This window comes from Bradyrhizobium sp. U531, from assembly GCF_051710265.1.
Taxonomy (GTDB): domain Bacteria; phylum Pseudomonadota; class Alphaproteobacteria; order Rhizobiales; family Xanthobacteraceae; genus Bradyrhizobium.
In genome coordinates this window covers 324817-347302 of sequence record NZ_JASVEN010000003.1, presented here as the reverse complement: position 1 = coordinate 347302, position 22486 = coordinate 324817, and the positions used below count along the sequence as shown (strand labels likewise).

The 22486-nt window shown below is 65.4% G+C and carries 24 protein-coding genes; 9 read left to right on the top strand and 15 right to left on the bottom strand.

Annotated features, from left to right (window positions below; genetic code table 11):
- Nucleotides 1-270 (top strand): HGGxSTG domain-containing protein, encoded by a 270-nt coding sequence (locus QRQ56_RS17915; RefSeq protein WP_438742339.1) that lies wholly within the window; start codon nt 1-3, stop codon nt 268-270.
- A gap of 44 nt (nt 271-314) precedes the next feature.
- On the opposite strand, the gene QRQ56_RS17910 is transcribed toward QRQ56_RS17915, so the two are convergent.
- From QRQ56_RS17910 to QRQ56_RS17895, 4 genes are read right to left on the bottom strand one after another with little or no spacing between them, the layout of a single operon-like run.
- Nucleotides 315-1046, bottom strand: a complete 732-nt coding sequence (locus QRQ56_RS17910; protein WP_438741874.1) for a hypothetical protein — start codon at nt 1044-1046, stop codon at nt 315-317.
- Complete coding sequence (locus QRQ56_RS17905) at nt 1043-1540, bottom strand: hypothetical protein (protein WP_438741873.1); 498 nt, start codon at nt 1538-1540, stop codon at nt 1043-1045. Before QRQ56_RS17905 ends, QRQ56_RS17910 begins: the two co-directional genes overlap by 4 nt.
- A 19-nt stretch (nt 1541-1559) precedes the next feature.
- The gene (locus QRQ56_RS17900) at nt 1560-1889 is read right to left on the bottom strand and encodes a hypothetical protein (protein ID WP_438741872.1); all 330 of its coding nucleotides are present in this window, start codon (nt 1887-1889) and stop codon (nt 1560-1562) included.
- Between the two features lie 15 nt (nt 1890-1904).
- Nucleotides 1905-2633: a hypothetical protein gene (locus tag QRQ56_RS17895; RefSeq protein ID WP_438741871.1), complete on the bottom strand. Its 729-nt coding sequence runs from the start codon at nt 2631-2633 to the stop codon at nt 1905-1907.
- Nucleotides 2634-2941: 308 nt separating this feature from the next.
- Here QRQ56_RS17895 and QRQ56_RS17890 point away from each other — a divergent pair, with 308 nt between their 5' ends.
- Complete coding sequence (locus tag QRQ56_RS17890; RefSeq protein ID WP_438741870.1) at nt 2942-4198, top strand: MFS transporter; 1257 nt, start codon at nt 2942-2944, stop codon at nt 4196-4198.
- Nucleotides 4199-4242: 44 nt separating this feature from the next.
- Here QRQ56_RS17890 and QRQ56_RS17885 read toward each other — a convergent pair whose 3' ends face one another.
- On the bottom strand, nt 4243-5118 hold the full coding sequence (locus QRQ56_RS17885) for an outer membrane protein (protein ID WP_438741869.1): 876 nt from the start codon (nt 5116-5118) through the stop codon (nt 4243-4245).
- Between the two features lie 294 nt (nt 5119-5412).
- Between QRQ56_RS17885 and QRQ56_RS17880 the strand changes: the two genes are divergently transcribed.
- The 3 genes from QRQ56_RS17880 to QRQ56_RS17870 all read left to right on the top strand — a co-directional run bounded on the left by QRQ56_RS17880 (nt 5413) and on the right by QRQ56_RS17870 (nt 9107).
- Nucleotides 5413-6618 (top strand): M20/M25/M40 family metallo-hydrolase, encoded by a 1206-nt coding sequence (locus tag QRQ56_RS17880; RefSeq protein WP_438741868.1) that lies wholly within the window; start codon nt 5413-5415, stop codon nt 6616-6618.
- Between the two features lie 128 nt (nt 6619-6746).
- Complete coding sequence (locus QRQ56_RS17875) at nt 6747-7835, top strand: mandelate racemase/muconate lactonizing enzyme family protein (protein ID WP_438741867.1); 1089 nt, start codon at nt 6747-6749, stop codon at nt 7833-7835.
- 123 nt (nt 7836-7958) lie between these two features.
- Nucleotides 7959-9107 (top strand): amidohydrolase, encoded by a 1149-nt coding sequence (locus tag QRQ56_RS17870; RefSeq protein WP_438742337.1) that lies wholly within the window; start codon nt 7959-7961, stop codon nt 9105-9107.
- Here the strand turns inward: QRQ56_RS17870 and QRQ56_RS17865 are convergent.
- Nucleotides 9104-10291: a CaiB/BaiF CoA transferase family protein gene (locus QRQ56_RS17865; protein ID WP_438741866.1), complete on the bottom strand. Its 1188-nt coding sequence runs from the start codon at nt 10289-10291 to the stop codon at nt 9104-9106. The genes QRQ56_RS17870 and QRQ56_RS17865 overlap by 4 nt on opposite strands.
- Before the next feature lie 73 nt (nt 10292-10364).
- Nucleotides 10365-11714, bottom strand: coding sequence for a ferredoxin reductase family protein (locus tag QRQ56_RS17860; RefSeq protein ID WP_438741865.1), 1350 nt, complete (start codon nt 11712-11714; stop codon nt 10365-10367).
- A 251-nt stretch (nt 11715-11965) separates the two neighbouring features.
- Here QRQ56_RS17860 and QRQ56_RS17855 point away from each other — a divergent pair, with 251 nt between their 5' ends.
- Nucleotides 11966-12439: a hypothetical protein gene (locus QRQ56_RS17855; protein ID WP_438741864.1), complete on the top strand. Its 474-nt coding sequence runs from the start codon at nt 11966-11968 to the stop codon at nt 12437-12439.
- Between the two features lie 16 nt (nt 12440-12455).
- Here QRQ56_RS17855 and QRQ56_RS17850 read toward each other — a convergent pair whose 3' ends face one another.
- The 5 genes from QRQ56_RS17850 to QRQ56_RS17830 all read right to left on the bottom strand — a co-directional run bounded on the left by QRQ56_RS17850 (nt 12456) and on the right by QRQ56_RS17830 (nt 17796).
- Nucleotides 12456-14741 (bottom strand): heavy metal translocating P-type ATPase, encoded by a 2286-nt coding sequence (locus QRQ56_RS17850; RefSeq protein ID WP_438741863.1) that lies wholly within the window; start codon nt 14739-14741, stop codon nt 12456-12458.
- 33 nt (nt 14742-14774) lie between these two features.
- Nucleotides 14775-15227: an EF-hand domain-containing protein gene (locus tag QRQ56_RS17845; protein WP_438741862.1), complete on the bottom strand. Its 453-nt coding sequence runs from the start codon at nt 15225-15227 to the stop codon at nt 14775-14777.
- A 169-nt stretch (nt 15228-15396) separates the two neighbouring features.
- Nucleotides 15397-15591: a DUF2783 domain-containing protein gene (locus tag QRQ56_RS17840; protein ID WP_438741861.1), complete on the bottom strand. Its 195-nt coding sequence runs from the start codon at nt 15589-15591 to the stop codon at nt 15397-15399.
- Nucleotides 15588-17225, bottom strand: coding sequence for an FAD-dependent oxidoreductase (locus QRQ56_RS17835; protein WP_438741860.1), 1638 nt, complete (start codon nt 17223-17225; stop codon nt 15588-15590). The genes QRQ56_RS17840 and QRQ56_RS17835 overlap by 4 nt, the downstream gene beginning before the upstream one ends.
- A gap of 28 nt (nt 17226-17253) precedes the next feature.
- The gene (locus QRQ56_RS17830) at nt 17254-17796 is read right to left on the bottom strand and encodes a VOC family protein (RefSeq protein ID WP_438741859.1); all 543 of its coding nucleotides are present in this window, start codon (nt 17794-17796) and stop codon (nt 17254-17256) included.
- A 125-nt stretch (nt 17797-17921) separates the two neighbouring features.
- Between QRQ56_RS17830 and QRQ56_RS17825 the strand changes: the two genes are divergently transcribed.
- The 3 genes from QRQ56_RS17825 (at nt 17922) to QRQ56_RS17815 (ending at nt 19671) form a co-directional block, all read left to right on the top strand.
- Nucleotides 17922-18410, top strand: coding sequence for a MarR family winged helix-turn-helix transcriptional regulator (locus QRQ56_RS17825; RefSeq protein WP_438741858.1), 489 nt, complete (start codon nt 17922-17924; stop codon nt 18408-18410).
- A 380-nt stretch (nt 18411-18790) separates the two neighbouring features.
- Nucleotides 18791-19246 carry an Hsp20 family protein gene (locus QRQ56_RS17820; RefSeq protein ID WP_438741857.1) on the top strand — a complete coding sequence of 152 codons (456 nt, stop codon included), beginning with the start codon at nt 18791-18793 and terminating at the stop codon, nt 19244-19246.
- Nucleotides 19247-19329: 83 nt separating this feature from the next.
- The gene (locus tag QRQ56_RS17815) at nt 19330-19671 is read left to right on the top strand and encodes a hypothetical protein (RefSeq protein WP_438741856.1); all 342 of its coding nucleotides are present in this window, start codon (nt 19330-19332) and stop codon (nt 19669-19671) included.
- Nucleotides 19672-19683: 12 nt separating this feature from the next.
- On the opposite strand, the gene QRQ56_RS17810 is transcribed toward QRQ56_RS17815, so the two are convergent.
- The 3 genes from QRQ56_RS17810 to QRQ56_RS17800 are packed head-to-tail and all read right to left on the bottom strand — an operon-like array spanning nt 19684 to nt 22482.
- Nucleotides 19684-20733, bottom strand: a complete 1050-nt coding sequence (locus QRQ56_RS17810) for a LacI family DNA-binding transcriptional regulator (protein WP_438741855.1) — start codon at nt 20731-20733, stop codon at nt 19684-19686.
- A complete protein-coding gene (locus QRQ56_RS17805; RefSeq protein WP_438741854.1) occupies nt 20730-21374 on the bottom strand; it encodes a ThuA domain-containing protein in 645 nt (214 codons plus the stop codon). The genes QRQ56_RS17810 and QRQ56_RS17805 overlap by 4 nt, the downstream gene beginning before the upstream one ends.
- A gap of 10 nt (nt 21375-21384) precedes the next feature.
- Nucleotides 21385-22482 carry a Gfo/Idh/MocA family protein gene (locus QRQ56_RS17800; RefSeq protein WP_438741853.1) on the bottom strand — a complete coding sequence of 366 codons (1098 nt, stop codon included), beginning with the start codon at nt 22480-22482 and terminating at the stop codon, nt 21385-21387.
- Between the last annotated feature and the right edge of the window lie 4 nt (nt 22483-22486).

Here is a 22486-nt window from a genome sequence, read left to right as displayed (position 1 = left end):
ATGGCGGCGAGCCCGCGCTGCGGTGCCAAGACCCGGAGCGGTGTCGCCTGCCGCGCGCCGGCCATGTGCGGCAAGCTCCGCTGCCGCATGCACGGCGGCGCGCCCAGATCGGGCGCGCCATGGAGAAACCACAACGCGCGCAAGCATGGCGCCTTCACGCAAGCGCGGATCGCGGAGCGAACGGCGATCGGGGAGCTACTCGACGAGGCGGGGAAGCTGCTGGGAGAGATGGCGTCGGGCCGCCTACCAAAGAGGGATCAAGCCGGATAGCACAAAGTCTCGTCCATGCGCGACCACGATCCGCTCGCCCGGCGTCATCTAAGAACGAAGCGATAGCTCTTCTCGGACAGAGCATCGATGCTCGAATAGAGTTCGAGCCGAACTTCCGTCAGGTCTTTTCCATAGCCCACCTCGAACGGAATCGGAGTGCTGGAGTTGGCCGGAAAACGGATCATATAATTGGTCTGTTGCCCCTTGCTGAAATCGAAGGCACCGGTCTGCCAGAACGCCGCCGGATCCGTCGAAGGCAAGGTCTTGTCGACATCCGCGTAAGCGTGAAACGGCTGGCCAAGCTTGCTCGACATCGCCTCGGGAGCGGCCCCGGACATGTGGGCTTCGTTCCATTGGGACACGCTCCCTTTGAACGGCCGGTCTTTCATCTGAAGCGGGGACATGAAATCCGGCTTCGCAGACGTCGATCTTTCGGTATGCCACCCTCCTCCGCGGCTCATCTTGACCTTGTCCTGCGTCGGCTTGGAAAACGTCCGATAGGATTTGATCAAGACATAGGCAGGACCAGCATCGGTCGACGCCGGCGGAAACAGATAGAACTGGATTATTCCGCTGAAGCGTCCGTCGTGATCAAGACGGCTGCACCCTTCGTCGATGGAAGCCGGCCCAAGGCTCGATCTCAGGGCCAGGATATTGGTCTGGACCTGGTTCAAAGCAGCCACCGGCGTGGGACGCGGGCAAACGTCCTGGGCCACCGCGGTCCCGGCGATCGTGCAGAGCGCAAGGCTCACTGCCAACGAGACGAGCTCATTCACGAGCCGGCACCAGCATTGGCAGGTCGATTTGCAGCGGGGCCGACTGGCTCGCCAGGGCTGTCCGGCTTGGAGACATCATTGGGCGGCGCTTGTTGGTCCAGCGCGGCAACCGAAATCTGCGTGACGAGATAAGTCCACAAGATGGGAAGCACGATGGCTACCGCTCGGATCACAGGTTGGGGAATTGTGTCCTTGAAGTATGCCTCGAATTCTACATTGGCGATCGAAATGGCGAAAACCGCGAACGAAGCGGTCAGAAAGAATGTGTGGAACGCTGACTTGGCCTTAGTCACGAACCAGAAGTAGAACGGACAAAGAAAAAGCACTACGACGAATGTCCAAAAGACATACGGAGCTGCCTTGTCGTTCGCTTGAGCAACCAGCGCCACTTTAGCGCTGAGAAACGCGGCGGTAACATCGCCGGGCAGGAGCTTTGCGAGACGGTCTTGCGGCGTGTCGCCGCTCTTGGGTGCTTCGGGTGGCTGATTTGGCACAATTGTCTCCGAGGAAAACCTAGAGAAGAGCAATGGGAAGCTTGGCGTTGATCGCGTCCTTCAGGGTCTGCATCACACCGTCGATGAACTTTTGCACTTCGAACAGCACCACCTGAGAGCTGAACGCGAAGCCCTGAATCAACAAAAGTTTGGCAGTTTGGGCATGGGCCTCGCCGTCGGCAGCGGACATCTCTCCGGATTGGACAGCCTCTGCAATATCGACGAGACTCTGGGCATACGCTTTCGTGTACAAAGGCGCGCCGCTCTTTATCTTGTCCCAGGTTTCTCCACCGCGCTGCGACGCGGCATCCAATATCTGTTTGATGATCGAATTGACATCGCTCGCCATCTTGCTCCCCCCTGACTATTTGCTCGGCTTGTTGATCAAGAAAACCTGAATGGCTCCAAGAATTGCTCTTTGGAGCTGCCCTCCCGATATCTTGGCCTCTGCTCGTGAAAGAGCACCGCCGCTCTTGTGGTCCGCCTCCAATTGGCGAACGAAACTGCGGACGATGTAGAGCTGGACCTCCCTGCAATCGTACTTCTCGAACCCTGCCGGAAGCGTCGCCGGATCGGCTATCGTCGCCTTGAGAGCCTCGTTGGCAGGACATGAAACGCTGGCGCGCGAGAGCTGCGCTCTCGCATCGAGGCGATCGAGCAGGTTGTAAGCGCTCGCATAATACGCCGTGGCTTCCTTGGACCCATATGATTGCTCGGCCGCGCCAGTTGACGCCGACGCAAGAAGCTTGGCCGTATCATCCGAAAATTTGTTCAGACCCTGATCGAACGTGTCGTCATAAGGCGCAATGAGCGTGCCGCAGGCAGCGAGCGTTAGAAAAAGGAACGCAGCAATAGTCGAACGCAATAATGCAACAGACATACTCCCCCCGAAGTTGCCCGGATGACAAATGGTCTTTTTCTTGGAGAACGACCCCGAGGCAAAGTATGCACAACCCCTGAGGGAAGAGCAACTGTTGTAGGCGGATGCCGAACGCGCGCGAACGAGCCGCCCTGATTGGCGCGGTGCGGTCCGGCGGAAGGCGCTTGGGAACGGCTCGCCGAGCGCAGCAAGACGCTTGATGAGCTGCTGCAAGTTCGGGTTCCGGCCGGGCTCGGGTCCCTGGCCGAAACCCGCCGGGACGAGCTACGCCGCCCTCATCGATCCGCGGAAATGATCGACCTCTTGGCAAGGCAGATCGGCTGGCTCCGAAAGGCCTGCCCGGCACAGCACGTTCTTCGATACACGGCCGGTCTCGACCACGGCCTCGGCCGAATGCTCCACGGTCCGATCATTTCATGCGATCGCGCCCGCAGCCGGTCACGCAGCCATGCCTTTCGTCGCCTTGGCACCATCCCTTCGATCGTGTAACGCGACACGAAAGTTGCGGGGACGGGACGCTCATGGAAACTGCTGCTGCCGACGACGCGGGAAGTGCGACCCGCGCGCTGATCCTTGCGCTCGTAGCGCTCGCCTGCGGCCACATGCTCTCGACCCTGCTGCGCACCATTCCCGCGATCAGCCTCGACCTCATGGCGGCGGATTTTTATCTCGAGCCGCAAGCGCTGGCGAGCCTCACCTCGGTCTATCATTTCGCCTTTGCGGCTTCGCAGATCCCGGTCGGCGCAGCGATGGATCGCTTCGGCGTGCGACCGGTATCGCTGAGCCTGCTTGCGGGAACCGTGGTCGGTGCAATCGCGTCGGGCTTCGCGACCGGGCCATCGAGCTTTGCTTTCGGCCAGTTGCTGCTCGGCATTGCGACCTCGGGGATGCTGATGTGCCCGATGACGCTGGCAGCCAAGCAATTGTCGGCAGGCCGCTTCGGGCTGTGGTCCGGCGCGATCCTCTCGATCGGCAATATCGGCATGCTGCTGTCGGCGAGCCCGCTCGCCTTCGTGGTCGATCAATATGGCTGGCGCGCCGGGTTCTGGATCTCGGCGCTCGGCGGCGTCGCGGTGGCGCTGGCAGTGTTCGTGCTGGTGCCGCACCAGCCGGCCGAGCACAAGGACGATTCCTCGCCGCTGTCGCAGATGATCGAGGTGCTCAGGCTCGGCCTGTCGCGGCCGCTGCGCGGACTGATTGCGCTCGCGATGGTGTCGCTGGCGACCTCGCTGGTGCTGCGCGGCCTGTGGGGCGGGCCATGGCTGATGGAGATCAAGGGCCTGTCGCGGATCGAGGCCGGCAACCAGCTCGGCGCGTTCACGCTGGCGATGATCGCGGGCCCGCTGCTGATGGGCATGATCGACCGCAAGGTCGGCCGCCGCCGCGACCTCGTCGCCGGCACACATGCGGTCGCGGCCGTGCTGGTTGCGCTGATGGCGCTGGGCGCACCGCATTATGCTGTGGCATGGCTGTTCGGGGTGCCGGTCATGCCGCCGCAATATGATCTCGTGCTGTTCGTGCTGATCGGGCTTGCGATCTCCGCGCAGCCGCTGCTGTTCGGCATGTGCCGGCAATTGGTGGACGCGCAGACCGCGGGCAAGGCGCTGGCCGCGGTGAACCTCGCCTTTTTCCTCGGCACCGCGCTGATGCAGTCGATCACCGGCGCAGTGGCCGCCTTCGCGGGACTGCCGGCCGTGCTGCTGTTCATGGCGATTGCGCTGATCGTAGGCGTGCTGGTCTTCCTGGCCTATACATCGCCGCTGCGCGCGACGGGCTGAGCACTTCGCTCACGCCATCCTCACGCTTCGAGGCCGTCGCCCGATCAGTACTTCGCGACCACCGGTCCGCCGAAGCGGTAATTGACCCTGACGGTGGCCTGCTCGACTGTCAGCCGCGAGCTCGACGTCCCCGTCGTGAGCACGCCGCCAAACCCGTCGGGAACGGTGAAGGTGACGCTGCGACTGCCCAGGTCGGTGTAGCGGTATTCGCCGGCCAGGCTCCAGTTTGGGTTGAACGCCCATTCGACGCCGCCGCCGACGGTCCAGCCCCAGCGCGTGGTCGAGCCGCCGTTCGTCGCCGTGAACGTCCCCGCCGGAATCGCGATGCCCGCGCCATTGACGACCGTGGTCCTGGAACCGCCGATCTCGGCAACCGCGGCGCCGCCGGTCACGTAGAACAAGGCCCGGTCCACCGTGACGCCGGCACGGCCGCGGAAGCTGGCCATCCAGTCGACATGACCGAAATCGACCGTCACCGTCTGTGTCACCGCCGGAGCAAACAGCGGGGCGCCGAAGGTGCGCGAAGCGCTGGCGCTGCCGCCCTTCAATCCGGTGCCGACCGCGTCGGCCTCTACGCCGAGCACGAACTGCTGGACCTGCCAGTTGTAGCCGATCTGGCCGCCACCAACGACGCCGCTGCGGCGGCCATCACCGGCAAGGGTGCCGGTCTGTCCTGGAACGAGCGTGATGACGCCTGCGACCGGGGGCAAAACGATGAAACCGGGGAACAGCAATCCGCCATCACTGCTGCCGCTGCTGGGAGTCCAGGCGCCGCCGACATTGGCGCCTACGTAGAATCCGGTCCAGCTGAAGACCTGTGCAGCAACCGGCAAGGGTCTCGCCTTGACGGCCATATCGGCGGCATTCGCGGCCCCGATACCAAAGAGCAAGGCACTTCCCGCAATGACTGCGATCCGCATCTTCGTCCCCAATATCTTCGGCATCTTTCGGCGTGCCGCCCGCCAAAAACAACCGAAGGTTAGAGCCGAATCGCAGCCAAGGCTGTCACCGGACAGCAACATCCGGACACATTATGGCGGCGCAAAGCAGCCTTCCCCGGCCCCCTCGCCGCGGTCTCGTGCGCCGGCATGACCATGCGCGCCCGGCAACGCAGCGCCGCCGTTCATGCGTCGAGGCCGCCTTGCACAACGCGATGCCGCGGGGGATGCTGATACGGGATGCTGGCAAGCATCGCGCATCAAGGGAATGAACTCATGCCTGTCGACACCAAAGCCGCCACCGACCGCCTCATGCGCTTCCTCGCCGTGGAAGGCGTCACCGGGCAGGAGGCGGCGATCGGGCGTGAGCTCATGGCCGCGCTGAAGGAGAGCGGCGTGCCGGCCGGGGCGATCCGCCTCGACGATGCCAACACGCGCATTCCCGTACCGACCGAGACCGGCAACCTCATCGTCGAGCTGTCCGGCCGCGGCGCGCTGCACAACCAGCCGCGCATCATGTTCATGACCCACATGGACACCGTGCCGCTCTGCGCCGGTGCCAAGCCGAAGAAATCCGGCCGCAAGATCGTCAACGAGGCCAAGACCGCGCTCGGCGGCGACAATCGTTGCGGCTGCGGCGTGCTGGTGACGCTGGCGGCCGAGCTGGAGAAGCAGAAACTCGATCATCCGCCGATCACGCTGCTGTTCTGCGTGCGCGAAGAGAGCGGGCTCTATGGTGCGCGGCACGTCAAGCTGGACGAGCTCGGCTCGCCCGTGATGGCCTTCAACTACGACGGCGGCTCCGCTTCCAACGTCGTGATCGGCGCGGTCGGTGCCGACCGCTGGACCGTCGAGATCTTCGGCCGCGCCTCGCATGCCGGCGTCGCGCCGGAGCGCGGCATCTCCTCGACCATGATCATGGCGCTCGCGCTCGCCGACGTGAAGGCCGGGGGCTGGTTCGGCAAGGTGGTGAAAGGCAAGGGCGCGAACGCGCGGATGGGCACCAGCAATGTCGGCCCCGTCACCGGCGGCGAGGGTCGCCCCGCCGGGGACGCCACCAACGTCGTCACCGACTACGTTCATGTGCGCGGCGAATGCCGCAGCCACGACGGAAAGTTCTTCAAGGAGATCACCAAGGCCTACAAGGCCGCGTTCGAGAAAGCGGCCAAGACCGTGACGAACGCGCAAGGCAAGTCCGGCAAGGTCAAGTTCAAGGCCGAGACCGACTATTATCCGTTCCGCATGAAGGACAGCCAGCCCGTCATCAAGCGCGCGGTCGAGGCGGTGTCCGCGGTCGGCGGCACGCCGAACGTCCGCACTGCCAATGGCGGGCTCGATGCCAATTGGATGGTGCGCCACGGCATTCCGACCGTGACCTTCGGCGCCGGCCAGAACGAGGCGCACACGATCGACGAGTGGATCAATCTCGACGAATACGACCGCGCCTGCGCACTGGCCGTGCAACTCGCGACGACGCGGTGAGACGTTTGCTGTCGTAGGATGGGTAGAGCGCAAGCGAAACCCCTCGCGACTTGCGACGTTGAAGATGGGTTTCGCTACGCTCTACCCATCCTACGAACCACAAGCAAAAAGAAAAATCGGGAGGCCCCGTGCCGCGCATCGCAAACATCGAATCCGCCCTGTACCGGATCCCCCTCCCCGTCACGCTGTCCGACTCCACCCATGGCGAGATCGCGGCGTTCGAGCTGATCACCTGCCGCATCCGCGATGCCGACGGCGCCGAGGGCGTCGGCTACACCTATACGGTCGGGCGCAATGGCGGCGCGACCGCGGACATCCTCAAGCGCGAGATCCCGCCGCTGATCGAAGGCCGCGAAGCCGACGATACCGAAGCGATCTGGCAGCACGTCTGGTGGGCGCTGCATTACGGCGGACGCGGCGGGCCGGCCGTGCTGGCGCTCTCCGCGCTCGACATCGCGCTGTGGGACCTGAAGGCGCGGCGCGCGGGCTTGCCGCTGTATCGATTGCTCGGCGGCTTCGACGCGCGCGTGCCGTGCTATGCCGGCGGCATCGACCTCGATCTTTCCGTGGACGCGCTGCTGGCGCAGACCGATGGCAACCTCGCCAAGGGCTTTCGCGCCATCAAGATGAAGGTCGGCCGGCCGGACCTGAAATCCGACGTCGCGAAGGTCGCCGCGATGCGGCAGCATCTCGGCGACGGCTTTCCGCTGATGGTGGATGCCAACATGAAATGGACCGTCGAGGAGGCGATCCGTGCCGCGCGTGCATTCGTCCCCTACGACCTGACCTGGCTCGAGGAGCCGATCATCCCGGACGACGTCGCGGGCCACGTGCGCATCATGCAGGCTGGCGGCGTGCCGATCGCGGCGGGCGAGAATTTGCGCTCGCTGTGGGAGTTCAAGAACTACATCGCGGCGGGCGCGGTGTCCTATCCCGAACCCGACGTTACCAATTGCGGCGGCGTTTCCGCCTTCATGAAGATCGCGCGGCTGGCGGAAGCGTTCAACCTGCCCGTCACCAGCCACGGGGCGCACGACATCACCGTGCATCTGCTCGCCGCCTGCCCGAACCGCTCCTATCTCGAAGCGCACGGCTTCGGGCTGGACAAATACATCGAGCATCCGCTGGTGCTCGAGGACGGCAAGGCGCTGGCGCCGGACCGTCCGGGCCACGGGATCAGCTTCGACTGGAAGGGGCTGGCGACGCTGGCGGCGTAGAACTCACCGTCAAGCCCGGCCATGACGATGTGGCTGCACGCGAGCCATTCCGAGGCGCGGGGTGCATGGCGCGGATAATCCGCTATGGTGACGGCAACCGACATCTTGCGAGAGACCGCCGCCTTGACATCCGAGCTGCACCAGAAATTGACCGCGTGGCGCCGACACCTTCATGCCCATCCGGAGCTGTCGCTCCAGGAGAAGGAGACCGCGGCCTTCGTGCAGGATAAGCTCACCGAGCTAGGTATTCCCTTCGAGGCCGGCATCGGCGGCCACGGCGTCGTCGCGACCTTGACCCGCGGGCACGCGCAAAGACGGGTCGGCCTCCGCGCCGACATGGATGCGCTGCCGATCACCGAGGACACCGGCCTGCCCTACGCGTCCACGACATCAGGCGTGATGCATGCCTGCGGCCATGACGGGCACACCGCGTCGCTGCTCGGCGCCGCCGCGCTGCTCGCCGCCGACAGCAGCTGGAGCGGCACGGTCGATTTCATCTTCCAGCCGGCCGAGGAAGGCTTCGGCGGCTCGCGCGCGATGGTCGAGGCCGGGCTGTTCGACCGCTTTCCGATGGAACGCGTGTTCGGCTTCCACAACTGGCCGGGCCTTGCCGCCGGCACCGTCGCCGTGCACGACGGTGTCGTGATGGCCTCGGGCGGGCGCATCACCATTACCATCGAAGGCCATGCCGGCCACGCCGGCATGCCGCATCTGACGCGCGATCCGGTGGTGGCGGCCGGCCATCTGATCGTGGCCCTGCAATCGGTGGTCTCGCGCAGCGTCGATCCGCTCGACACCGCGGTGCTGTCGCTTTGCACCATCGAAGGCGGCACCGCGCCGAACCAGATCGCCGGACGCGTGACCATCCGCGGCACGCTGCGCTACCACCGCGAGGCGGTGAAGGACGTCATCCTCGACGGCATCGAACGGACCTGCGCCGGGGTCGCGACCAGCTTCGGCGTCAAGGTCACGCCCGGGATCGTCTGGGGCGTGGGCGTCGTGATCAACACGCCCGTCGAGGCGGACCTCGCGCGCATCGCCGCCGAGAAGGTGCAGGCGCCCGTGCGCCGCGACCTCGCGCCCAGCATGGCAGGCGAGGACTTTGCCCATTATCTGCAGCAGCGGCCGGGCGCCTTCGTCTGGATCGGCAATGGCGAGTTGCGCGACGGCGCCGAACTGCATAGCCCGCGCTACGATTTCAACGACGCGATCCTGCCCGTCGCCTCGGGCTGGATGGCGGAAGTCGCCAAGGCGGCGCTGGCATCGAACTAGATGATGCCCCCCTGGCGAAGCGCCGCAATCTCCGCCACGTCATAGCCAAGCTCGGTCAGAACGAGATCGGTGTGCTCGCCGAGCGTCGGCGGACGGTGCGCGATTTCGCCCGGCGTTTCCGAGAGCCGGACCGCAGCGCGCGTCACCGGTGCGGGCTTCGGCAGGCCGGGATAATCGACGTCCTGCATGAAGCCGGCGGCGCGGATGTGCGGATGATCCAGCGCCTGTTGCGGCGAGAGCACGGGCCCCGTGGGAATCATGGCCTGCCCCAGCGTATCGACCGCCTCCTGCGTGGTGCGCTCGGCGCACCAGCGCGCCATCCGCTCGCTGATGACCGCGCCGTTGTTGCCGCGGCTGATATCGTCGGCAAAGCGCGGATCCTTCAGCCAGAGATCCTCTTCGCCCATCAGCCGCGCCCAGCGTTTGAACAGCGGGTGACCCGTGACCTGGCACAGCACCCAGCCATCTTTGGTGCTGTAGATGTCGGCGGGCGCTGCGGTCTGGCCGAGATTGCCCGTCGGCACGCGATTGACGTTGATGACGGCCTGCTCGATCAGCGTCGCGTTGGTGAAGGACAGCGCCGTTGCGAGCAGCGCGCCCTCGACGATCTGCCCGCGCCCGGATTTGCCGCGCTCGATCAGGGCGGCGAGCGTGCCGAACGCGCAATGCAGCGCGGTGCCGAAATCGACCCAATTCACCGCGGCGCGATACGGCGGATCGCCCGCGCCCGTCATGTACACAGATCCCGACATCACCTGTCCGACGCCGTCGAAGCCGACGCGATCGGACCAGGGCCCCGGCCCGCCGAATGCGGTCGCCGTCGTCAGGATGATATCGGGCTTGATCGCCTTCAGGGACTCGTAGTCGAGCTTCATCGCGCGCAGGGTCTGCGGCGGCAGATTGGCGACGACGACGTCAGCGGTCGCGACCAGGCGGCGCATCACCTCCTGCCCTTCCGGCTTCATCGGGTCGAGCGTGACGCACTTCTTGTTGCGGTTGACCTGGAGAAACAGCGCGCCTTCGCCATTCTCGCCGACCGGTGCGACGAAGCGATCCTCACTGCCGTCGCGCTTTTCGACACGGATGACCTCGGCGCCGAATTCGGCCAGCAAGGTCGCACAATAGGGACCTGCGATATAGCGCCCGAAATCGAGCACACGCACGCCCTCCAAAACTCCTCCCATCGAAACCTTCCCTGTTGTTTTGGCCAGATTACAGAGACTGGCGGTCAGGGCAAGTTGGGAAGCGGAATGGACATCATCGCATCGCGAACAGTTCCTGATGAAACCGCTGCTCGACGGGGAAGCCCTGCACCTTGAGATCTCGCCTGAGCGCCTCCCCGAAAGCCGCCGGACCGCAGAACCAGATGCTCGCCTCGCGCCATTGCGGGACGGCATCGCGAATGCGTGCGCCGGTCAGTCGTCCATCACGGGCGTCGACGAGAACGTGGAGGCGGACATTCGCCGAGCGCGCATCTGCGGCAAGCTTGCCGAGGGCTTCCTCATCCACGTCGGCGGTGGTGTGAAAGAGATCAACCGCCTGCGGGACGGCGCAGCCGGGATCATCGGTGATGGCCGCCTGCTTCATGCGCGCAACGAAGGGCGTGATGCCGATGCCGCCGCCGATCCAGATCTGATGCGGGCAATCGTCGTCGAACGTGAAGCAGCCATAGGGCCCCTCCACCTTCACCTCCTGCCCGACACGCAGCTTCTCCCGCAGCCGGCTGGTGTGGTCGCCGAGTTCCTTGGCAATGAAGACGATCCTGGGGTCTGCAGCATTCCAGCACGAGGCGATCGTGTAGGGATGCGCGCCCTCGGAGACATCGGACGTGGCGAATGCGAACTGGCCCGGCCGATGCCCAGGCCAGCCATGAGGCACCTCGATTTCCACCTCGATGGCCCTGACGCCGGGATAATATTTGAGCGACGTGATCCGGCCCTGGACCTGGCGCCGGGCGCCAATGCGTCGCAGCAGCGTAACGGCCGACGCCCATGTCCCGAAAGCGAGCAGCGCCCCGGCGATCCAGCCGAGCGGCGACATCCAGTAGCTGAACTTCATCAGCGCGAGCGCGTGAAAGACCAGGACGAGATACGCGATGGCGAGCAGCCGATGCGTCTTGTAGAAGAGGCGATACGGAAACATTTGAATGAGCGCCAAAGCGATCAGCACCACGGCGCCGTAGAAGGCCCACTCGCCCAGCCCCTCCGCCGGCTCGCGAAGACCGTCGAAGAACGCCTCGATCGGGTTTTCGATGACGGGCCTCGGTCCACGCTGCGGTCGGGTCAGCAAACCCCAGCCGACCGCCCACTTCGGACCATTGGCCCAGAGCCAATGGACAATTGCCGTCACAAGCGCCGCGATCCCGAACCATTTGTGCAAGCGGTACATCTTGTCGAGACCGCCCAGCCAGGCCTCCGGCCAACGCGGCCGCAGCGCGAGCGCCATCGCCATGCTCATGCAACCGATTGCCAGGACGCCGCTCAACTGCACCATTTTCTCGCGCAGCGGGAAGAAGGAACCCGCGCCGAACGGCTGCGGCTCGGCGACCAGCCACAGCAGGACGAGAACCACCAGAGCGCCCCAGAATGCGCGTTTGAGCTTGTGCATGCCGTCCTTCTCTCACGAGGCTGCCTCACAAGCTTGAGCCGATCGAGCCGCGTTGCATTGAGCTGACTCAATCCCGTTCGTGATGAGCTGCGTTCAGTGCGTTGGCCGACGACGGTCTGTGCCTGCCCCCCGACGTATCCTGCGTCGCGGGGCCGCAGCTCGTTCCGCTCGCGACTTTGCTCCAGCGCAAACTCCCGCCTGCCGCTAACCCCCACCTGGAAGCAAAGAAGCTCTTCGGAGGAAATCCCGTGATGATCCCGACCAAATCGTTCGCGCTGACCGCCCTCGCACTCTGTCTTGCCCTCGGACAGCCTGCTCTCGCCGCCGGACCACACGCGCACGAAGGACCAACCGCGACCGCACGGCCTCAGCTCGATCACGGCAAGAAATGGCCGACCGATGATGTCCTGCGCCGCGGCATGAACGACATCAGCCTTGCGATGAGGCAATCGCTGTCACCCATTCACAGCAACATGTTTACGCCTGCGCAATACGAGGCTCTGGCCACGCAAATCCAGGCGCGGGTCGATGACGTCGTGGGAAATTGCAAGCTGCCCGAGCGGGCCGACCAGCAGCTCCACCTCGTCCTCGAGCAGATCATCGAAGGTGCGGCCCATATGAAGACGGGCACCAGCCGCGACCAGGGAGCGATGAAGATTTTGCGGGCGCTCGCGGAGTACGGTCGGTATTTCGACCACGCCGGCTGGCAACCGCTGGAACACTGAGGTCGACTGCCGCCGCCTATGCCGCCACCGCCTCGTAGATATCCTCTTCCTGGGCCGTGTGCATGCGCACCAGCGTTTCGATCGCCTCGATCACGCGCTGAGCGTCCCGAATGAGGTAGCGGTCGATCTTCTCCGACGGCAGATCCTCCGCGATCCGGGCGAGCAGCCGCGCCAGATGCAGGATCTCGCGATGCGCCCGGCTCATGGCGGAGAGTCCGTGGCGATCGCGCAGCACCTCCGTGAGCTTCGGATACACGCTGTCTTCGTCCTCGCGCTCGTGCATCACGACGCTGCTCTGAACCAGTCGATCGGCCTCGCCAATCAAGGCGGCGGCGGATTCCGGCGCCGCATCGTCCAGCGCATCGACGATCCGGCGCAAGCGGTCGAGATCCCCAAGCAGGGCCTGGTGATCGTGATGCAATGTCAGCCCCTGCTCCGCGCTGAGGCGCGGACCAGTCCTGAGCAGGGGCGGATTGAGCGCCCGCAACGCGTTCAGAATGACGGCAACGTCGATCACTTCCTGGACGATCGCGGCGGGCACGGGATCGAGCCAGCCAACGGCGGCAGCGGCCATTGCCGCGAATGACAATCCCATGCCGACGAAAATGCTTTGCAGGGCAATGCGCCGCGCGCGCTGCGCGATGATGATCGCTTCGCCGACCCGGTCCAGCCGATCGGTGAGGATCACCACATCCGCCGCCTCGGAGGAGGCGCTTGCCCCGCGCGCTCCGAGCGCGACCCCGGTATCGGCCACGGCCAGCGCCGGCGCATCGTTAATGCCGTCGCCGACCATGATGGTCGGATGCAGCCGCTGCTCGCTGCGGACCGCTTCGACCTTGTCTGAGGGAACGCGGTCGGCCAGCACGGCATCGAGATCGAGCGCAGCTCCAATGGCCTGCGCCGCCGCGGCACGATCGCCCGTGACCATCACCATGCGCGCGACGCCGGCATCGCGCAGCAGCCGGATCGCGCGCGGCGTATCGGCCCGCAATTCGTCGGCCAGCAGCAACGCGCCGATGAGACGGCCGTCTACCGCGACAAAGACGATCAGCGCCGAGCGCCACGAGGCGCGTCGGATCGCCCGCAATTCCCATGGCGAGAGCTCGGCGCGCGAGAGCACCATGTCGCGCGAGCCAGCCACGACCTGGCGTCCGCCGATCTCGCCGCTGAGGCCCGACCCCATGGTCTCCTTGACGTGTTCCGGCGGCTTCAACTCGAGCCCCTTGGCGAGGGCCGCAGAAACCACGGCCTTCGCGAGCACGTGATGCGAAGCCTGCTCGAGCGACGCCCCAAGCGAGAGGACCTCATCCGGATCTTCGCCCGGCGCAACTTCCACGGACAGCAATCGCGCCCCGCCCACAGTCAGGGTCCCGGTCTTGTCGAACAGCACGGTGTGCGCACGGGCCAGCGCCTCCAGCGCCCGCCCGCCCTTCACCAGGATGCCGCGGCGGGCCGCTCGCGCCACGCCGGCGATGAAGGCGACGGGCGCGGCCAGAATCAGGGGGCACGGCGTTGCCGCCACCAGCACGGCAAGGCTACGGGTCAGATCGCCGGAGATGTGCCATGCCGCAAAGGAGACGACGAGCGTCACCGGCAGGAAGATCAGCGCATATCGATCCGCCAGACGCACGAAGGGAGCCTTTGCCGTCTGCGCCGCGGTCACCATGCGCACGATGCCCGCATAGGTGCTCTCGCTGGCCGCCGCGGTCACGGTCAATTGGAACGTGTCGCCCGCATTCAGAGAGCCGGAAAGAACGGCGCTTCCACGCGTCTTCTGCACCGGTATCGGCTCGCCGGTCACCGCGGACTCGTCGATCGCAGCGAAGGCCGAGGCGACGACGCCGTCGACCGGCACGATCTCGCCGGCCTTGACGAGAAGCTCGTCGCCGACCGCGACGCCCTCGATTGGAATATCCTCGATCCGCTCGCCGGACTTGCGATGGACCTGCCGCGGCGCCCGATCGACCAGGGACCTGAGATCATGCTCCGCCCGTGCGACCGCGATCTCCTCCAGCACGTTGCCGCCGGAATACATCAGCGCGACCACGGCGCCTGCAAGCGGCTGTCCGAGCGCCAGGGCCGCACTCATCGACAGCAGCGCAATCGCGTCCACCCCGACCCGGCCTCGCAGCAGATCCTGGACGATCGAGACCGCCAAACCCGCAATCACGGGCACCGTGCCGAGGGCCCACGCGCCATCGGCGAGTTCAGGCCGCCCTGCGGCCCGCGCGACAACACCTGCAGTCAACCCAGCGATCGCGATCGCAACCAGACCCCATCGCAAAACCCGATCAAACGACATGGCCTGGCGCACCCGCCCCTCGGTTTCCATTCGCTATTGCTGCGGGGCAGCGCCCTTGCTCCTGTGCATGAACGCCGTCATCTCGTCCGGAGTGAGCTTGCCGTCCTTGTTGATATCCATTGCCTTGAAAATTCGTTCATGCGCGACCTGAAACTCGGGCAACGAGACGGTGCCGTCGCCATCCGCATCCATCAGCGCGAAGATGATGCGGAAGGCGACCGGCGGCTCCATGGCCTCACCGCCCGCCGCGCCATGCCCCTTCATTCCCTGTCCCATCATGCCGCGCCCCATCATTCCCAACATATCTCCAGCGCGCGAAGGATTCTGCCGCTCGGTGGATGGGTTCGCAGGAGGGGTCGACTGCGGCGACGCCGGCGCCTGCTCATGTCCGTGATCGTGGTTCTGATGGTCCGCCGGGGATTGGGCCAATGCCGGCTGGCTCAAGATGGCGAACAGCAACGCTGCAGCAACGGTTCGACCTCGCATGGTGCTTCCTCCGACCCTGGTGTGGGGCCTCAGAAGGTGTCGAACTCTGCTGAATTTGCCTTGAGCCAAGTCAACAAAGCGGCTCATGCAGCCATGGCTTTTCGGTGCGCATGGCGCCGAATTCGGCCGGCGAAATCGCGCCAGTCGGACAGGCCGCTAGTCCTGCGTCCTAGCCGCCGCCGATACGGGCGCAGCCGATCGCCTCCGTCAGCACCTCGCGGTCGCCGATGTGATTGGCGAGCAGCAGGATCAGCCGGGCGTTCATGCGCAGCGCCTGCTCCTCGTCGAGGTCGCGCTGGCTGTTGATCAGCTCGGCATAGAAATCGTCGGGATCGGCGATGTTCGGTGAGAGGTTGAGCATCATGCCGCAAGCTCCGTCCGGTCGGCGGTGTCGTGGCCGGAGGCGCGCAGCGCCGCCTCGGTGATCTCTGCCTCGTCAAATCCGCTCCAGCGCGCGGCAACGTATTGATCCGGGCGGAACAGATAGGTGGTCCCAAGCGAGGCGCCATAGCGCTGCGCAAGGACGCCGGTGGGATCCTCGATGTCGCGGCCGACGAGAATGAGCTTCGCCGTGAAAGGGCCCACGGCGATCTCGGTCTTGTCGCTCACCTTGCCGAAGGCCACGACCGTGAAGCCGTCGCCGAGACAATGCAGGAACCAGCCCGGCCTGCCGTCGACGGCGATCGGCGCGTCGGCCGCATTGGTGCCGGGCCGCAGGCCGCCCGGCACCGCGCCGCGGTCGGGCGTATTAAGCGCCGACGTCACGTAAGGGGTCGGCGTCGAGAGCCGGCCGGAGTTGACCAGCGGTCGCGCAAAGCCGTGATGCCGGGCGAGTTCCAGCACCGCGTCACGGAAGTAGCGGCTCGGTTTGGTCTTCGGCGTGATGAAGTCGGTGGCGCGGGTGGAGTTCAGGATGTTGTCGTCCGCGGCATAGGCACGCTCCTCGTGATAGCTGTCGAGCAGCGCTTCGGACGCCTCGCCGCGCAGCACCATCGCGAGCTTCCAGGCGAGATTGTCGACGTCCTGGACGCCGGTATTGGCGCCGCGCGCGCCGAAGGGCGAGACCTGATGCGCCGCGTCGCCGGCGAACAGCACACGGCCTTGGCGGAAATTGTCGATGCGCCGGCAGGCGAACTGATAGATCGAGACCCATTCGAGCGCGAACTCGGTGTCCTCGCCGAGCATGGCGCGGATGCGCGGGATCACGCGCTCGGGCCGCTTTTCCTCCTCGGGATTGGCCTCCCAGCCAAGCTGGAAGTCGATGCGCCAGATGTTGCCCTCCTGCCGGTGCAGCAGCACGGACTGGCCGGGATGAAACGGCGGATCGAACCAGAACCAGCGCTCGGTCGGGAAGTCCGCCTTCATGGAGACATCCGCGATCAGGAAGCGGTCCCGGAAGAACTGCCCCGTGAACTCGGCGCCCACCATCTTGCGCACGTCGGAATTGGCGCCGTCACAGGCGATCACCCATTGCGCCTCCATGGTGAAGATGCCGTCGGGCGTTTCCACCGCCAGCGTCGCATGGTCGGCGGCCTGCTTGAGGCTGAGGAGACGGTGCTTCCAGCGCAACTCGATCAGCGGATTGGCCCGGCATTTGGCCACCAGCATCTCTTCCAAATGATATTGCTGCAGATTGATCATGGCCGGCCATTGGTGCTCGGCCTCGGGCAACAGATCGAACTGGTAGGACAGCTCGTCCTGGAAGAACATTTTCCCGACGTTCCAGCTTACGCCGCGCTCGACCATGGGGCCTGCGCAACCGAGTCGGTCCCATATCTCGAGCGGGCGCTTGGCGTAGCAGACCGCGCGCGAGCCGATCGAGACGGTGTCGTTGTCGTCCAGCACCACGACCGGCTGGCCGCGCGCCGCGCAATCGAGCGCCGCGGTCAGGCCGATGGGCCCGGCGCCGACCACCACGATCGGATGCCGCTTCACGACCCCCTCGGCCTGCTCCTGGGAACGCCGATAGCCGAACTTCGGATAGATGTAGCTCGTCATGTTCGCTTCCTGATGCGCGTGCCGGGGATCATTGCGCGTCCGCGAATTCCTTCTCGTGCATCCAGGCGGTGTGGCGCGGCGGACGCTTGGTGCGCGACCATTCCTCGACCATCTCGTGCGCGACCGACTTCATGCGATCGATCTGCTCGGGCGTGGCGGTCCAGACCGCGATCTCCAGGCGATGACCGCTGGGATCGCGGAAATAGATCGACTTGAAGATGGTGTGATCGGTGACGCCGACGACGTCGAGGCCGGCAGCTTCCGCGCGTGCCTTGGCCTCTTCGAGCTCGGCGAGGTCCTTGACCTGGAAGGCGATGTGCTGGGTCCATTCCGGCGTGTTGGGATCGCGACCCATCGGCGGCGAATTCGGCAGCTCGAAGAAGGCGAGGATGTTGCCGTTCCCGGCATCGAGGAAGATGTGCATGTAGGGATCGGGCGCCTTGGTCGACGGCACCCTGTCCTCGGCAATGGCGCCGAGAAGATCCATGTTCATGACCTTCTTGTAGAACTCGACCGTGGCCTTGGCGTCGACACAGCGATAGGCGACGTGATGGATCTTCTCGATCTTCATGACTTTCGCTCCCTGGATTTGCAGTTGCGAAATTGGTATCAGATGTTACTATTTGCTGGATTTGATCTGGATCAACCGGGTTCGGAGATTTTTTTCGGGATGGGTCGGCAGGCGGGACTCGCGTGATGGGACGTTCGGACGTGGCGCGCCGAGAAACGGCGCGGGCCGCAACGGCGCAGGACGGCGTCGAGCTGGACTTGCAGCGCTATTTTCCATACCGGCTGGCGCGCCTCGCCGAGCAGGTGTCGCTGGCGGTGGCCGAGGTCTATTCCGAGCGCTTTGCCTTGACGCGGCAGGAATGGCGCGTGCTTGCCATTCTCGGCGTGCGCCCGGAAATCGCCACCAAGGAGATCGGTCCGCTGACGACGCTCGACAAGATGCAGGTCAGCCGCGCGGTTCAGGGCCTGGAAGCGCGCGGCATCGCGAGCCGCAAGCACCATCCCGACGACCGGCGCGAGCTGATCGTCTCGCTAACCCCGGCCGGCCGTACGCTCTATCGCAAGATCGTGCCTTATGCGCTGGCGCGGGAGACGGAGCTGCTCGGCGTGTTGACCACCGAGGAAGCGAAGGTACTCGACCGGGTGATGCGCAAATTGTCGGCCGCGCTGGCGTAGCGTCTTCCGCTTAGCCCGACTTGATATCGCCCCTGGTAAACAAGTTTCCGCAATGAACGGGTGCCCTGTCTACGCCGCCGACCGCTCCGGCAGGCCGCCCTGCCAAGCCTCAAGCAGATAGAGCTCGCGTTTAGAAATATTCAGGCTCGTCGCCCTGTCAAGACGCCCCTTCGCCGCTCCCGCGATGCCGCCGGTGGGACCCTGAAAAAATTTTCGGCCGCCCTCTTGCAAGGTTTTTGAGGCGCTCTAATTCGTCTTTCGCCGCGAGAGCGGTGCGCCGGATGCCCGATCGGGTCCGGCGCGGGCGCCGGGGTCTTCGGATCCGCTTCCGATCCCCCTCGCGCTCCTTCGTAACCATCTTGCTCTTTGGAGGACTTGGTATGAGGACCACCTTTGACTTCGCGCCGCTGTGGCGCTCCACCATCGGCTTCGATCATCTGGCCGACCTCGTCGACAGCACGCTGCGGCAGGCGGGCGAGGACAATTATCCGCCCTACAACATCGAGCGCTCCGGCGAAGACCAGTACCGGATCACGTTGGCCGTGGCGGGCTTCGGCGTCAACGACATCACCGTGACGGCCGAACAGAACGCGCTCACCATCGAGGGCCGGAAGCCCGACAGCGCCACCCGCGAATATCTCTATCAGGGAATCGCGGCGCGCCCGTTCCGCCGCGTGTTCAACCTTGCGGACTACGTCCAGGTGAAGCAGGCAGCTTTCCAGGACGGTCTTCTGGTCATCGACCTCCTGCGCGAGATTCCGGAAGCCATGAAGCCGCGCCGGATCCAGATCGCGGGTGCTGCGTCACCGCAGATCGAGCAGAAGAAGGCGGCCTGATCGTGCCGCCGCGGCGGATGGCGACCTCCTCGCCGTCCGCCGATCAAACATCCCTTCGAAAGGAGTGTAGAGGGAGACCAGAGATGACCAACGCCAATGCGACCACCGGCAGCCTCGGCCCGCTGTTTCATCCCGCCGCGCATTATGCATCGCCGAACGCCGTGCTCGACGACGGCGAGCTCTCGACCGCGGAGAAGCGGATCATATTGTCGTCTTGGGCCTCGGACATGTACGCGGTCGAATCCCATCCGGCGCTGCGCGAGATCCCGGGCATGGATCACCCGGTCCGGCTCGTGGACATCCTCGCGGCGCTGCGCAAGCTCGATGACGACGACGACCCGCCGCCCGGCGGCGGCGTCCCGATGCGGCTGCGGCGGCCATGGGCCGCCGCAAAGGGACGAAGCCTGCCCTCGGCGCACCCATAACGAAACGCGAGACTACGGCAGATTGTCCCGCAGGAAAATATCGATGCGAATGCGCTCCTGGTCGGGGCTGATCGGCTCGCCCGAACAATGCGCGAGCAGGATCCGCGCCGCAGACCGCGCCTCGTGGCCGGCATCCTGGTTGATGACGGCATCGAGCGTCCCGCGAACCAGGAATCGCCGCGTGTACTCCGTCAGCTCATGCGTGATCCAGACCACCTCGCGGGCGCGGCCCGCGGCCTCGAGCGCATCGGCGATGCCGCGGTTGCCGGCGCCGCAGCAATAAATGCCGCGCAGGTCGGCATGGCGTGCCAGCAGCGCAGCCGTGAGCTTTCGCGTGCGATCACTGTCGTCGCGGCCCTCGATGACGGGGAGCGTGGACAGGTTAGAATACTCGCTGGACAGAATCTGGTGGAAGCCGAACTGCCGCTCGGTGTGATCGCGCAGCGACAACGATCCCGCAATCACGGCGACGGTCCCTTCCCGCTCCGCGAGGAAGCGCCCCATCAGTGTCGCGGCGGTGCGGCCTGCGGCCGGATTGTCGATCCCGACATAGTGGACACGGGACGAGCTCGGCGCGTCCGACACCAGCGTCACCACGGCGATCCCGCGTGCAACGAGGTCGTCGATCGCGGCGCGGACCCTGGGATGATCGAGCGCGACCACGGCAACGCCCTGATAGGCGGGCGAGAGGTTCTCCAGCGCACCGGCGAGCACATCGGGATCGAACACGTCGACATGGTGGATATCGATGAAGCCGCGCTGGCTGGCGAGCCAGTCTGCCGTGCGCTGCACCTGGTCGGTCAGATTGGTCATAAAGCTGTTGCTGCCCGTCGGCAACACGAAGGCGAAGCGGAACGTCTGCCCGCGGGCCAGCCGCGCCGCCGCAACGTCGGCGCGATAGCCGAGTTTCGCCACCGCTGCCTCGACACGCGCGACGGTCTTGGCGCGGACGCCGTCGCGCCGGTTGACGACGCGATCGACCGTGGCGAGCGAAACGCCCGCCGCTCGCGCGACGTCCTCGAGCGTGGCGCGCATTACCGGCTGGATCGCACCAGCCGTCATTCGCGCGCGGCCCACAGCATGCCGCGGGTCATCAACGTCCGGATCTCCGGCACGTCGAGCTCGTAGGCGCGGTGGCCGAGCGAGGAATAGAACACCCGCCCCGCGCCGTAGCGCTTCTTCCACACCACGGGCATCACCACGCCCTCGATCCAGGGCGCGTGCTCGCCGGTGAAAGTGGTCGTCGCCAACACCTCGTTGGCGGGGTCGACATGCATGTAATACTGCTCGGACCGATGTTCGAAACTCTTCAGGCCCTTCATGATGGGGTCATCGGGCTTCGTCAAGTCGACCTTGTAGTCGATGATGTTACCGGGATGGGCCACCCACTGTCCGCCGCACAGGAACTGGTAATCCACCGACTCGCGGAAGGCATCGCACATGCCACCGTGATGGCCGGCAAGCCCGACGCCATTGCGCACCGCCGCGCAGAGATTGAGCGCTTCCGCCTTCTCGATCTTCGACATCGTGTAGATCGGGATGATCAGCGAGAGATCATGGATGGCGGGATCGGCGAAGGCCGCCGTCGAGGTTTCGATCCGAACCTCGAAACCTTCCGCCTTCAGCCAGCCGCGGATCATCGACGCGCAGAGATCGGGATCATGTCCCGGCCAACCGCCCCATACAATCATTGCCTTGCGCATGGTCATTCCCTCAGTCGATCTGTCCGGTTTCACGTCCCGTGGGCAGCATCGCCGGCCGCTCGACCCGGCTCTCGATCCTGACGCGGCGGCCTTCGCCTGCGGAGGTCTGGAACGCCTCCATCACCTCCAGCACGTGGAAGGCGAGCGCGCCGCTGGCGCGATGCGGCCGGTCGTTCAGGATCGCGGAAGCCATGTCAGCGACGCCGATGGAGCGGAACTCGCCCTCGACATGGCCGTGAGTCAACGGCACCGTTTCCCATTCGCCGCCGGTCTTTGCGACCTGGACCTCGCCGCCAAAGCGGTTCGGGTCCGGCACCAGCATGCTGCCCTTGTCGCCGTAGATCTCCATCGGCGCATGCCGGTGCTTCGGCACGTCGAAGCTCATCGTGATCGAGACGACGGCGCCGCTCTCGAACTCCAGCGTCCCCGCGACGTGGGTCGCGACCTCGACCGGGATCATCGCACCGTTCATCGGTTGGCTGGTGACGAGACGCTCGGTTCTCGGACGCGCGGTCGAACCCATCACGCTGGCGACCGGGCCCAGCAATTGCACGAGATCGGTGATGTAATAGGGCCCCATGTCCAGCATCGGTCCGCCGCCGCGCAAGTAATAAAAACCGGGCGCCGGATGCCAGCGCTCGTGTCCGGGGCAGCCGAAGAACGCACTGCCGCCGACCGGCGCGCCGATCGCACCGTCGTCGATCAGCTTGCGCGCGGTCTGATGCCCGCCGCCGAGAAACGTATCCGGAGCGCAGCCGACGCGCAGGTTCTTCTGTGCGGCAAGCTCCATGACCTTGCGCGCCTCGCCGACATCGATGCCGAGCGGCTTCTCCGAATGAACGTGCTTGCCGGCGTTCAGCACCGCGAGGCTGACGTCGGTGTGGGCGAGCGGCACCGTGAGATTGACGACGATTTCGACATCGTCGCGCTTCAACAACTGGTCGACCCGCATCGCCGGCAAGCCGAACGCCGCTCCCTGCCGCTCCGCGACGTCGCTGCGCATGTCCGCGAGCGCCCGGACTTCCATGACCGGGAAGCGTTGCGCCGCCTTGAGGTAGGCGGTGCTGATCACACCGCAGCCGATAATTCCGACGCCGACTTTTCTCATTGTG